The organism is Sorangium sp. So ce204 (assembly GCF_051526795.1).
Classification (GTDB): Bacteria; Myxococcota_A; Polyangia; order Polyangiales; family Polyangiaceae; genus Sorangium; species Sorangium cellulosum_B.
Window position 1 is genome coordinate 322,386 of sequence record NZ_CP150317.1, and the last position, 12,994, is coordinate 335,379.

Annotated in this window: 7 protein-coding genes; all 7 read left to right on the forward strand. The window is 71.3% G+C overall.

Going from position 1 to position 12,994, the window contains the following annotated elements:
• Window positions 1–22: 22 nt before the first annotated feature.
• The 7 genes from WMF22_RS01245 (at window position 23) to WMF22_RS01275 (ending at window position 12,383) form a co-directional block, all read left to right on the forward strand.
• Window positions 23–331, forward strand: coding sequence for a hypothetical protein (locus WMF22_RS01245; RefSeq protein WP_438034577.1), 309 nt, complete (start codon window positions 23–25; stop codon window positions 329–331).
• 190 nt (window positions 332–521) lie between these two features.
• On the forward strand, window positions 522–1,376 hold the full coding sequence (locus WMF22_RS01250; RefSeq protein WP_437297299.1) for a hypothetical protein: 855 nt from the start codon (window positions 522–524) through the stop codon (window positions 1,374–1,376).
• Between the two features lie 403 nt (window positions 1,377–1,779).
• Window positions 1,780–3,537, forward strand: a complete 1,758-nt coding sequence (locus WMF22_RS01255) for a sigma-54-dependent transcriptional regulator (RefSeq protein ID WP_437297300.1) — start codon at window positions 1,780–1,782, stop codon at window positions 3,535–3,537.
• Window positions 3,538–3,590: 53 nt separating this feature from the next.
• The gene (locus WMF22_RS01260) at window positions 3,591–7,751 is read left to right on the forward strand and encodes a TOMM system kinase/cyclase fusion protein (protein WP_438034578.1); all 4,161 of its coding nucleotides are present in this window, start codon (window positions 3,591–3,593) and stop codon (window positions 7,749–7,751) included.
• The gene (locus WMF22_RS01265; RefSeq protein ID WP_438034579.1) at window positions 7,675–8,682 is read left to right on the forward strand and encodes a hypothetical protein; all 1,008 of its coding nucleotides are present in this window, start codon (window positions 7,675–7,677) and stop codon (window positions 8,680–8,682) included. Before WMF22_RS01260 ends, WMF22_RS01265 begins: the two co-directional genes overlap by 77 nt.
• Window positions 8,683–8,862: 180 nt before the next feature.
• On the forward strand, window positions 8,863–10,017 hold the full coding sequence (locus tag WMF22_RS01270; RefSeq protein WP_438034580.1) for an amidohydrolase family protein: 1,155 nt from the start codon (window positions 8,863–8,865) through the stop codon (window positions 10,015–10,017).
• A 140-nt stretch (window positions 10,018–10,157) separates the two neighbouring features.
• Window positions 10,158–12,383, forward strand: a complete 2,226-nt coding sequence (locus WMF22_RS01275; protein ID WP_438034581.1) for a TOMM precursor leader peptide-binding protein — start codon at window positions 10,158–10,160, stop codon at window positions 12,381–12,383.
• Window positions 12,384–12,994 lie beyond the last annotated feature (611 nt).

Consider the following 12,994-nt stretch of genomic DNA (forward strand, 5'->3'; position numbering starts at 1 on the left):
AAGCGTGACGGGAGGCGGTCTGGTGAGCCCCGACGGGGCGACCTTCACCGAGACGGGCGTCGGCCCGAACCCCGCCGCCTTCAGGCAGAACTTCTGCGTGCCCGATCGCAACCCGCTCTTTGGCGTCAGCGTCAAAGGCGTCCGGCCGAGGGATCGTCCCTCGGCCGACTGGCACCCTTCCAGCGCCGCCGGGATGCGAAACACCTCCGCCTCGCTCGGCGAGCTCGTGAGCTCCAGCGTCGGAGGAGGCGGCGGCGGCTTGATCGGCTCGGGGAGGCACTTCAACGTCGCGGGATCGCGTCCCCACAGGCATGGCCCTGCGGCAGCCTGACCGTGGGCCTCGCGCCCGAGAGAGGCGAAGCCCAGCACGAGCCCGACGCGTCCGAACAGGCGAACCAGGCGGCCGGCGCACGCGGTCACGACGCGAGGGTACCCGCGGTCGCCGCTCGCGGGCAAGCGGCGTGGCGCGCGGGCCTTGTCCGGGCGGGTCGAGTCGGCTCTATTGACGGCTGGAGGTATCGATGCGCGAGGTCATCGCGGTGCTGCCGGCCGAAGCCGTGGCGAGCTGGGAAGAAGCGCTCCGGGCGGCGGCCCGTGGTGACGGCGAGGCGCCCGTCGGGCCGGAGCCCGAGGCGTTCTTCGACCCGTTCCGCCCCGCCGCGGCGGTGTGTTCGGATCCGGAAGACGCGATCGGGCTCGTCCGGAGGGGGGTGCGCGTCGCGCCATTTGCAGAGACGACGCCGCTCCTGCCGCTCTATGCGGCGCTCGGTCGAGAGCTCCCTCCGCCCCTCCGCGTGGCGAGCGAGGAGCAACGTTATGAGTTCCTCCTCGTGGCGCTCACGTTCAGCCTGCGCCTCGACGACGACGAATCGCCGGACCATGCCGAGTTCGTGGTGAAGATCCGTGACGGTGTCGACGGCCCGCGCGCGTCGCGGGCCGTCGAGGTCTTCCCGCAGCGCGTGCACGCCACGTATTTCCAGGCCTCGGCCCAGCTCTCCGTCGCGCTGGAGGCGTCCATGAAGTTCTCGGTCGAGGCCGACCCCGCAGCCCGCGCGGGCGTCGACGCGGCGGCGGAGGCCAAGGTGCTGGCCGGCCCCTTCACGATCGACATCGGGCAGACCGAGCTGGACGTCTCGGGCGAGGGGGATCGCGACATCGGCTGGGTGTACCGCGTTCGACGCGCGCTCGAGGGCAAGAACGACTTCAGGAGCTTCCTGGTACTGAAGGTCGCGCGCGAGACGGAGGAGGTCCGGCTGCTCGTGAATATCGGGGTCCGCACGTACCGGCGCACGTGGAAGACGCTATGGCTGCGGGAGAAGCTCCCGATCCTCTATGCGAGCGCCGCGCTCGACATTGAGCTACCGAACCGCGATTGAACGAGGTCCAGAGCATGCTTCACCGTCAGGCGCGCCAGAGCACGCCTGCGAGCACGCAAGATCGCATTTCAATTGCATAAATTGAGGCGAATCGGTGAGGCGTTCGCCGATCGGGCCGAGATCGCATGACGGCAGCGCTCTGCCGCTTCAGCGGTTCTCCCGGGTGTCTCCGCGCGGCCAGTGTACGGGGGTCCTCGAACACCCCGACGTCCGGGCGTGCCGTCCGGCTTTCGGAGACCCGCGGCGGCCCCCGTGGTCCCTCGGGCAGGACGCCGGCGCCGCCACGGCCTCCGAGGCAAGAGGGGGCTCGCGTCCCGCCGGGACGCAGCGCGTCCGCAGGAGACGCGAGCCTGTTCGTTCCACCTGGACCCGTCCCGGTTCTCCTGCTTTCCTGCTGCCCACCGTGACCGCATCCCGTGACGAGAGCTTCATCTCCCTCGTCCCCCGCCTCGTGTCGGCCACGTATTTCGACGAAGCTGCCACGGCGGTCCTCCAGGCCATGTTCACCTGCGTCGAGGAGGCGCTCGCCGGCAGCCCGTTCGCCAGCCGCGCCCGGATCCTGCGTGGCGTGGTCCACCTCCGCCCCGAGGACAGCTACCAGCGCCTCTTCGGCATCGACCGCCCGAGCGGCGCGCGCATCGAAGGCACCGGCTACCTCACCTCCGGCAGCGTCTGGAGCTGGATCGAGAAGCACCGCTGTTCGGTCTCGATCGACGTCCAGCGCGCTTCGCTCCGCTCCTGGATGCCGGACGGGGCCATGGCGCTCCGCCACCCGCCAGAGGCGGCCGGCATGCCCGGCGACGCGACACGCGAGCGGATGCTCGGTCGCGACGCGACCCACGTCCATGTCGTCCCGCTGCGCGCGCCGGGCGGCAGCGTCGACGGCATGATCACGATCGAGGTGAGCTGCAGGGGGGCCGTCGGGCTCGAGCTCCCCTGGGCGGAGTGTTACGAGGAGCTGGCGATCCTCGCCAGCATCGCCGGCGCCTTCATCGCCGCCCGCGCGCTGCCGCTCCGCTCGGACGAGCCGGCGAGCCCGGACGAGTTCCTGCCGGTCGTCGGTCAGAGCACCGCGCACCTCGTCGAGCTGCTCCGCGCCTTCGCCCCGCGGGACGACACCATCCTGATCACCGGCCCGACCGGCGCCGGCAAATCCAGGCTCGCGCGCTGGTGCCACGAGCACTCGCAGCGCCGGGGCCAGCCCTTCGAATCGCTGGACCTCCTCGGCGTGCCCGAGGACCTGCAGATGGCCGAGCTGTTCGGCTGGAAGCGGGGCGCCTTCACCGGAGCGGTCAAGGACAACCCTGGCGCGGTCGCCCGCGCCGCGAAGGGCACGCTCTTCCTCGACGAGATCGACAAGCTCTCGCTCAAGGCCCAGGCGGGCCTCCTGCGGTTCATCGAGGAGCGCGCCTACCGGATGCTGGGCGACGACGGGGCGGGGGAGCGCCGCGCCGACGCGCGCCTCCTCGTCGGCACCAACGCCGATCTGCGCGCCGCCGTGCGCGCCGGCCGCTTCCGCGAGGACCTGTACTACCGCATCAACGTCCTGCCGGTGCGGCTGCTCCCGCTCGCCGAGCGGCTCGACGAGCTCCCGCGCTGGGCCGACTACATGCTGAACCGGCGCCATCAGGAGGCCGACGGCAAAGGGACGGCGCGCTTCGAGCCCGACGCCATGAAGCTCCTCGTGTCCGCGCCCTGGCCGGGCAACCTGCGGCAGCTCGACAACATCGTCCGGCGCGCTTACGCGCTCCAGCTCGCGGGGCAGAGCGGCCTCGGCGGCGATCTGGTGATCCAGCGGCGCCACGTCGAGCGCGCGCTCACCTTCGACGGCGACGCCGAGCCGAGCGCGCTGACCAGGCTGCTCTGGCGGGCGGCGCTCAGCTTCGTGAACGAGGCCGAGCGACGCCGCGGCGGCAGCGCCCCGCTCCCGCTCGATCTGACCGACGCATTCCGAGGCATGGTCCTCGGCGCGGCGGTGCAGCGGGCGGGCAACCGGGACGACGCCTTCACGCTGCTCGGCCAGGAGATGCTGCTCAAGAACCGCAACCACCATCGGACGCTGCGGCGCGAGCTCTCGCGGGTGCGCGAGGTCCTGGACCTGCTCGGAGGTGAGGTTGATCCGGAGCTCCAGGCGGTGCTCGACGCCGACAAGGAGCCTTGACGACGCGCGGTGCCAGCGCTCTCCGAGCGCCTCCAGCGACCACGAGATCGAGCATGCAGTGTTCTGTTGCAAACGGCGCCGCGCTCGCGCCAGGCACGACGTTCGACGGGCGTTACGAGATCCTGGCCAAGCTCGGCGAGGGCGGCTTCGGCGTGGTGCACAAGGCCCGCCAGCTCACCACCGGGCAGCCGATCGCCCTGAAGATCCTGCGCCTCGCCGAGCAGGGAGGCGTCGCGCGCGGCGCGCAGACCGACAGGCGGGTCTCGCGCTTCCTGCGCGAGACGCGGCTCTGCGCCCAGCTCCACCACCCCAACATCGTCCAGCTCGTCGACGCGGGGCAGGTGGACGATGGGACCCTCTACGCCGCGTTCGCCTTCGCGCCTGGCGACGACCTCGCCGCCCTGCTCGAGCGAGAGGGCGCGCTCGCGCCGTCCGAGGCGCGGCACCTGATGCTCCAGGTGCTCGACGCCCTCGCCTGCGCCCACGCGGCGGGCGTCGTCCACCGCGACCTCAAGCCCAGCAACATCATGGTGATCCCCACGGGCGCCCGCCGCAACGCGCTGGTGCTCGACTTCGGGATCGGCGCCACGCTCGACGACGGACGATCCACGCGCCTGACCGGCAGCCACGACGCGCTGGGCACGCCCGGCTACGGGGCGCCCGAGCAGTGGCGCGGCGCCGAGGCTTCGCCGCGCGCGGATCTGTTCTCGTGGGGCCTCGTGTTCCTCGAGTGCCTGACGGGCAAGCCGGCGTACGGCGGCACGGAGGCCGAGATCTTCTATCGGCTGCTCGGCCCCGATCCCGTCCCGATCCCCGCCGCGCTCGAGCGCCACCCCCTGGGCGACCTGCTCGCCCGCGCTCTCCGCAAGGACGAGGGCGCGCGCGACGTCACCGCCCGTGGGCTCTTCGAGGCGCTCGAGGCCTGCACCCTGCGCGGGCTCTCGCGCGAGGCGATGCTCGTCGCCGGCGGCGCCTCGTCCGGCGGGGACACGCGGTCGCTCGCCTCGGCCGCTACGGTCGCCGCGTCGCTCGACCGGCGGAGGGCGCCCGCGCTCGACGGCGAGCGCCGGCAGCTGACGGCGCTCTGCTGTCACCTGAGGGCGCGCGCGGCCGTCGCGCAGGCCGCCGACGCCGAGGCGCTGGACGATCCCCTGCGCTCGGCGCTCGCCCTCTGCGCGGACGTCGGGCGCCGGTACGGGGGGTACGTGGCCGCGGCGCTCGGCGACGATCTGCTGGTCTACTTCGGCTACCCCAGCGCGGCGGAGGACGACGCCAGGCGCGCTGCCCGCGCGGCGCTGGCGATGGCCGGCGCTGCGCAAGCCGAGGACGCCGAGGACCCACGCAGCGCTGCGCCGGGCGTGCGGATCGACGTGAGCGTCGGTCTCCACACCGGCCTGGTCGTCGACGGGAATCTGGGGGATCTCGACGGCGCGTGCCTCGTCACCGGCGCCACCCCGCGGCTCGCCGCGCGGCTCGCCGCGCTGGCGCCGCCGGGAGCCGTGGCGGTCAGCGCCGCGTCGCAAGCGCTGCTGCGCGCCTCCTTCGACCTCGAGGGCGAAGGGGCCTGCTCCATCGAGGGAATCGCGGCGCCGGTGGAGACCTACCGCCTCGGGCAGGAGCACGGCGCCGCGGCGAGGTGGCCGACCCCCGACGGCTCGAAGGCGCCGCTCCCCGGTCGAGATGCGGAGATCAGGCTCCTCCTGGAGCGGTGGCGCCGCGCGTGCGAGGGGGCGGGCCAGTCGAGCCTCATCACCGGCGAGCCCGGCATCGGCAAGAGCCGCCTGGCGCGCGCGCTGCGCGATCGGGTAGCGCACGAGGACCCCACCTTCCTCGAGGCGCGGTGCTCGCCCGCCACGCAAAACAGCCCGCTGCGCCCGGTGATCGAGCTCCTCGAGCGCGCGCTCGGGCTCGACCAGGAGCCCGACGCGGGCAGCACGATCGCGCGGCTCGAGGGGGAGCTCGCCGGCCACGGCCTCGCGCTGGCCGAGTCCATGCCGCTCTTCGTGCCGCTCTTCTCCCTGCCTCTCGGCGCCCCGTATGCCCCGCTCGACGTCTCGGCGCAGCGGCAGAAGGCGCTGACGCTCAAGGCGGTCGCGTCGCTGCTCCTCGCGATGGCCGACAGGCGGCCCGTCCTTCTTCTGGCCGAAGATTTGCATTGGGCCGACCCCACCACGATGGAGTTCCTCGCGGAGCTGGTTCGCGAGGCGCCAGCGGTCCCCATGTGCGTCGTCATGACGGCTCGCCCGGAGTTCTCGCCGTCGTTCTCGACGGCCGATGTGCTGCTGCTCCCGCTGGGCCGCCTCGAGCGCCCGCAGATGGAGGAGATGCTCACCCGGCTGGTGGGCAACAAGGCGCTGCCTCCCGCCGTGATCGAGCAGGTGGCTGGCCGCGCGGACGGGGTTCCGCTCTTCGCGGAGGAGCTGCTCCGGATGATGGTCGACTCGGGGCTCCTCGTGGAGCGGGAGGATCGCTGCGAGCTCACGGGGTCGCTTTCGGGGGCAGCGATCCCGGGGACCTTGCGGGCGCTGCTCACGGCGCGCCTGGATCGGCTGGAGCGCGCCAGGGAGACGGCCCAGCTCGCGGCCGCGCTGGGGCGGGAGTTCGGCATCGAGGTGCTCTCGGCAGCGAGCCCGCTCGGCCCGGCGGCGGTGAAGGACGACCTGGAGCGGCTGATGAGCGCGGGGCTCCTGCTGCGCAAGCGGCGGCAGAAGGACGCGGTAGGGGTGTTCAAGCACGCGCTGGTGCGGGACGCGGCCTATGAGTCGCTCTCCACGGGCGCGCGGCGGAGGGTCCACGCGCGGATCGCTGCGACGCTGGAGGAGCGGTTTCCGGAGATGGTCCGGACGCGGCCCGATCTGCTCGCGCACCACCACGCGGCGGCGGAGCAGAAGGGGCAGGCCGCTGGTTACGCGCAGCGCGCCGCGGAGCAGGCGCTGCAACGCTCGGCCTATGCCGAGGCCATCGTGCACGCCTCCAATGCCGTGGCGTGGGCCGAGGCGCTGTCGGGCGCCGGGGGGGTCGAGGCCGAGCTCCGCGCGAACGGCGTCCTGACCCAGGCCCTGATGGCGAACCATGGCTGGGCCGATCCGCGGGTCAAGGCGACCGTCGATCGCTCGGCCAGCCTGCTGCAGCTGCTCGAACAGGACAGCGAGCACCGTGTGCCGACGTTGAGCTTCCTGTTCGTCTACCATCACGTGGCCAGCAACCGCCGAACGGCGCGCGCGTTGATAGAAGAGCTGGTCGCCATCGCCGAGCGCTCCGGCGACCGGGGGCTCCGCGCCGCTGTCGAGGCGCTCTACGCGCTCGCCCTCTTCGTGGATGGCGACCACGCAGCCGCGCGGCGCGTGGCCGAGCGCGCGGCCACGCTCTACGATCCCGACCTTCATCGGGACCACGGGGTGCGGTTCGGGCTGGACTCGCTGGTCCTGGCGAAGGCGTACGTAGCGCAGCTCTGCTGGTACTCCGGCGACACCGCCTCTGCCTTCGCGCACATCACGAGCGCCCTCGAATGGGCGCGTGAGGTCGGCCACGTGCCCTCGATCGCCCTTTGTCTGCTGTATGGGTGCATGATCTACCAGCTCGCTGGCGACCGGCGCGCGGTCGCCTCCATGGCCGGAGAGATCCTCACCCTGAGCGGTAAATATGGGCTGCCTGCCTACGAGGGATATGCGAAGACCCTCCACGACTGGGCGACCGGCGACGACCAGCGCGCCCGGGCGATCATGGAAGGCCTCTCCAGCCTCGGGTGCAAGCTCGGCCTCTCGTACTACGGCTCTCTGATGGCCGACCGCCAGGCCGAGCGCGGCGATCTCGACGCGGCCATCGCGTGCATCGACCATTGCCTCTCCTTGTGCCGCGAGAACGACGAGCACTACTACGAGCCCGAGCTCCACCTCCGCCGGGCCATGTACGAGGCGCACAAGGATCCTGCGGCCGAAGGCGTGCGGCTCTCGCTGGAGCGAGCCGCCCGGCTCGCGCGGCACCACGACATGCCGAGGATTGAAGCGCTGGCGACGCTGGAGCTGCTCGGGCGCTCCGGCGGCGCCGCGCCACACCGAGCCCGCCTCGACGATCTGCTCGCGCTTCACCCGTGCCTGCGAGGGATCGAGGAGAGCGTCACGAAGAAGGAAGAACTCGATGAAAGACATGAGCCAGCTGATGCGGTTTCGCACCGCGTATTTGCGCGCGATCGCGGGAGCGTGGAGCGATCCTGAACTTCTTGAACAGCTGACCACCAGCCCTTACGCGAGCGAGGCTGGCACCGGCAACACCATCACTGTCCTGAGGGAGTATGGCTTTGACTGGGAACGCTCACCGTGGAACAACGTATGCCAGATCCAGATCGTGGGCGGCGCCAGGCTCCATTGGACCGGCGACGAGTGGATCTGGCCCAGGCCCGCGCCGTCTTCACCCCGCAATACCCCGCCGACCGCCCTGCCCCCGATAGACAGCCTGACGTTGTGGCTGCCGCTCAGCGCGCCGTCTTCCACCGAGAGCACGACGTCTGGCGACCATCCGATCGAGGCTCGTGCGCTTACAGAGTTTTACATGCAGCACGCGAACCTGTTCAGCGACGACTGGGGGAACTGGTGCATCAAACCGACGGATGAGGCCATCGCGCCGCTCCAGGTCGACCCGGGCGACGCGACCAGTTTTTACGGGGAGGTTTGCATCAGCTCGCCGACGATCTCCGGCCAGCTCATGCCTGACGACGCGGATTTCACGGCGTTCAAGGTCGCGCTGCTCGGGGCGATGGCCAAGGCATGGGCCAACCCGTCCTTCAAAGAAATGCTCCAGACCAACGCCATGCAAGCTCTGCAGACCATCCGAAAGTACAAAATGCCCTGGGAGATGGGGCTCTATATCCAGGAAGACAAGGGCGCCAAGTGGGACTGCGCTTCTAATTGGAAGGCTCCCGCCGGTGGTAGGGGCAATGGTGTAGGAAATAGCGATGCAGCGAGCGACGAGGGTCTTGGCGCAGGAAATCGCAATCCCAAAAACATGACTGGCCCCTGGGAGTCTAGCCGGCGTCACATGCTCACGCTCTGTCTGCCCCAGCCGCCGGACAATTCGAGCGACGAGCCTCTCGCCCTCGCCGCGTACAACGCCGCAGGGGCACAATACCCGTTCAGCTGCTGCTCCTAGCGCGACAAACGGGTTGAAACCACGAGAGGAAGCAGGAATTTCGCGGGGAGGCGGGGAGCGAGAGACGGCAAGAGCGAGAGATTCATTTTTTTTTTCTTCTTCCTCCCCGCCTCCCCGCCTCCCTGTGAAAATTCTCCCAGTTTCAACGCGATCGGTATTCCAGCCGCCGAGGAGCTGAGGATGCGGGATGGATTTCGGATCATCGATGTGGACCGTCACGTCCTCGAGCCCGTCGCCATGTGGCCGGAGTACCTGCCGGCGCGGATGCGAGAAGTTGCGCCTCGGTTCGAGCCCTTCGGCCCCCCCGAGACCCTGGCCGAGCGGCTGAATCGCCTGGGTGAGCACGCGCTCCTGCCCACGCCCCAGATCCTCTGTGTGGCTGGCGAGCCCGTCATGCGTGTCCCCGAGGCGGCGTACATCGAGGTCGGGCTCATCGCCGAGGGGCGTCGCGAGCTTCTTGCCGCCGCAACGACGCCTCGGGGGCACCTCGCCGAGATGGACGCGACCGGCGTCGACGTCGCCGTCATGCTCCCCACGTTCGCGACCTACCTGGTCAACGACGACTCCATCGACGCGGAGCGCTCGCGCGCTTACGCCAGCGCCTACAATCGATGGCTGGGCGATTTCTGCTCGAGCGCGCCTGCCAGGCTCCTGGGCCCGGCGCTCATCTCACGCCACGATCCGGAGGCCATGGTGGGCGATCTCGAGCAAGCGGTCCATGGCGGCGTGCGCTCGGTGGTCCTCCGGCCCAACCCGGTACGGGGCCGCACGCTGAGCGCTCCTGCCTATGCGCGATTCTGGGCGGCGTGCGAGCACCACGCGGTCACCATCCTCCTCCACGAGGGCACGCACGCGCGCCTCCCCACGGCGGGAGCCGATCGCTTCCAGACCCAATTTGGCCGGCATGCCTGCTCTCATCCGATGGAGGCGATGATGGCGCTGCTCTCGCTGATCGAGGGCGGCGTGCTCGAGGCCCACCCGACGCTGCGGGTGGGCCTGCTCGAGGCGGGGTGCGGCTTTCTGCCTTACTGGCTCTGGCGGCTCGACCACGTCGAGTACGCGCAGATGCGCGGCGAGGTGCGCGGCCGGGTGCGCCGGCCGCCCTCGGAGTACTTCCAGCGGCAGTGCTGGATCGCGCTCGAGCCCGGCGAGGTGATGCTCGACCGGGTGGTGAGGGAGATCGGCCCCCAGCGGATGGTATTCGGAACCGATTTCCCCCACCTCGACCACGGCCCCGGGATGGTCGACGAGATGATGGCGCTGCGGGACGCGCTCGGGGACGAGGCGCTGCGGGCGATCCTCTGGGAGAGCCCTTGCGGCCTCATGGGGATGTAGGGGCGCGCCCTGTGCAGCTCCGATCCGCCCGGACTCTGACGGGTCTCGGGGGGTCGAGGCGATCCCCGGCCATCCGGTGGTCGCTCTCCTCGAGCTCGCCACTTGCGCCTGCTCCTTGGCGGGTGAAACCAGGAACGACGATGGATCCTCTGGAGCTGAGCCAGGTGCTGGCGTTCAATCCCACGCTGCGCGTCGAGCGCATGGATGCGGGCGTGGTCTTCCTGATCGGCGAGCGCGAGCGCTTCGTCCTCTCCGGCGCCTGCACCGCCGAGGTCGCCGCGCTCGTCGACGGCCGGCGCACGGTGCACGAGATCCTGAGCGCCGCGCGCGATCGGTTCTCCGAGCCTGAGACCCTGTATGCCCTGAGCCGGCTCGCGGCGCGCGGCTACCTGGTCCCCGCAACACCGGAGCTTCCCTCCGAGAGCGCCGCGTTCTGGCGTGGGGTGGGTCTCGACGGCAAGGCGGCCGCCGAGGCGCTGAGCCGGACCCCGGTGTCGGTCCTGGCCGTCGGCGAAGCCGCTCCCGCCGGGTGGATGACCGAGGCGCTCGAGCAGGCAGGCGTGCGGATCGACGCCGAGGCGGCGGTGCAGGTGGTCGTGGCCGACGACTACTTGCACCCCGAGCTGGCCTCGATCAACCGCCGCGCGCAGCGTGAAGGAGCGCGCTGGTTCCTGATCAAGCCTGCCGGCGTCCAGCCGCTCATCGGGCCTGTCTTCGAGCCCGGCGCCGGCCCCTGCTGGGATTGCATGGCGTTCTGGATGCGCCAGAACCGCCCGGTCGAGGAGCTCGTTCGCCGGCGCCGGGGGCACGAGGGCCATGTCCCTCCCCCCAGGGCGGCCACCGAGGCGAGCGTACGGACCGCTTGCGGGCTCGGCGCCTCGGCCATCGCCCGCGCGCTCGCCAGGGACGATACCAGCTCTCCCCAGGCGCTCGGTGCCCGGGTGCTCGCCCTCGACCTGGCGACGTTCCAGATCACCGCGCACGCGGTCGTCCGGAGGCCGCAGTGCCCGGCGTGCGGCGATCCGGCGCGGATGGCGGCCGTCGGCGAGCGCCCGATCGAATTGCAGCCGGTGGAGAAGGCGCATTACGAGGACGGTGGATATCGCCGGCAGACCCCGCGGCGGACCTACGAGCGCTACCAGCACCTCGTCAGCCCGATCACCGGAGCCGTGACGTACCTCGTGCCGATGCCGGGGCGGGACACCGAGCTCCGCGCCGTGTACGCGTCCGGCTACCTGGCCTGCCCCCGGGAGGGCGTCCCGCGCACCAACGTCTTCGACAAGGGCTGCGCCGGCAAGGGGCGCAGCGCGGACCAGGCCAGGGTGAGCGCGCTCTGCGAGGCGCTCGAGCGCTACAGCGGCGTGTACCAGGGAGACGAGGCGCGCGTCCGCGCAAGCAAGGACGAGCTCGGCGCGGCGGCGCTCTCGCCCGGCGATCTGCTGAACTTCAGCGAGGCGCAGTACCGCGAGCGCGCTCAGCTCAACGCGCGGGCAGCGGATCGTCGCCAGTGGGTACCGGAGCCGCTCGACGCCGGCACCAGGATCGACTGGACCCCGGCGTGGTCGCTGAGCAAGCGCGAGCGGCGCTACGTCCCGCTGGCCTACTGCTACGCCGAGGCCCCGCCCGAGAGCGGCACCGCGTTCTGCGGCCCCTGCGGCAACGGCGTGGCGGCCGGCACCTGCCTCGAGGAGGCCGTGCTGCAGGCGCTGCTCGAGCTCGTGGAGCGCGATGCCGCCGCGGTCTGGTGGTACAACCGGCTCGCGCGCCCGGCCATCGAGCTCGACAGCTTCGGGGACCCGTACTTCGAGGCCCTCCAGGCGGACTATGCCCGCCTCGGCTGGGCCGTCTGGGTGCTCGATCTGACGCACGACCTCGGTATCCCCACCTGCGTCGCGCTCGCGCACGAGGCCCGGGGGGATCGATTCACCATCGGGTTCGGCTGCCACATCGACCCGCGCCTCGCCGTGCAGCGATCGCTCACCGAGCTCAACCAGCTCTTCGAGCCTGAAGGCGCGCGCCGGGCGCCGTGGGACCTCGAGCGGCTGCCTGACCGCGCGCATCTCTTCCCGAGCCCCGATCTCCGCCGGGTCGCGGCCGAGCACCTGCCCCGGATCGGCGGCGCCGATCTGCGCGCCGACATCGAGCAATGCCTGGGTCGCCTCGACGGGGCGGGCCTGGAGCTCGTCGCGGTGGACAAGACCCGCCCCGACATCGGCTTGCCCGTGGTCCAGGTGATCGTCCCAGGGCTGCGCCATTTCTGGCCCCGGTTCGGCCCGGGGAGGCTCTATGAGGTGCCGTGCGCGCTCGGGTGGCTCGCCCGCCCGCTCGCCGAGGGCGAGCTCAACCCGGTCCCTCTGTTCGTCTAGCCCCGATAGCCGCCGAGCAGCTGCGCATGCGAGAGCGCCACGACCCGGAGGCCATGGTGGGCGATCTGGAGGAGGCGGCGCGCGACAGCGCACGCTCTGTGGTGCTCCGGCCCAACCCGGTGCAGGGACGACGACCTGGGCCCCTCGTTCCTCGTGACGGTCGGCCCCGGCTGAGATCTCCGGCCAGCTCCTGCTGAGCAGAGCTGCCCTATCTCGACCGCCCGCGCCCGTGCAAGCAGGTGTCGTACCGATCCGGGACCAGCGTCTCAGCAGGACGCGGAGTGTCCCCCCCGGACGCAGGCCCGGCTGACGAGAGCTGAGCCCCGACGGCATCCGAGCATCTCCTCGTCCACGCGTCCACGGTGGTGGCCCTGCGGTGAACGCTCGGCGCGGCCTCACACGGGTGCGCTGGCGCCAGGCCCGGCCTCGGATCGTGGGCGTCCATCTATCCAGAATACACGCACGCCCGGGCCCGTGCGCGCTGGCCTCGATGTTGCTCCAAGGGTGACTCGCGTGCGACGGCTGGCCGGTTGTCATCGCGCGCGCGGGCGCGGTCACCTGGCTCGCCCCCGTTCGTTCATCGCCGGGTGTCACACCCAGGGGCGCTGCTC

Bases quoted from the DNA above. Each gene is read 5' to 3' on its own strand.
- WMF22_RS01265 (WP_438034579.1), top strand. From the start codon at position 7,675: ATGAAAGACATGAGCCAGCTGATGCGGTTTCGCACCGCGTATTTGCGC.
- WMF22_RS01250 (WP_437297299.1), top strand. From the start codon at position 522: ATGCGCGAGGTCATCGCGGTGCTGCCGGCCGAAGCCGTGGCGAGCTGG.
- WMF22_RS01260 (WP_438034578.1), top strand. From the start codon at position 3,591: ATGCAGTGTTCTGTTGCAAACGGCGCCGCGCTCGCGCCAGGCACGACG.
- WMF22_RS01270 (WP_438034580.1), top strand. From the start codon at position 8,863: ATGCGGGATGGATTTCGGATCATCGATGTGGACCGTCACGTCCTCGAG.
- WMF22_RS01275 (WP_438034581.1), top strand. From the start codon at position 10,158: ATGGATCCTCTGGAGCTGAGCCAGGTGCTGGCGTTCAATCCCACGCTG.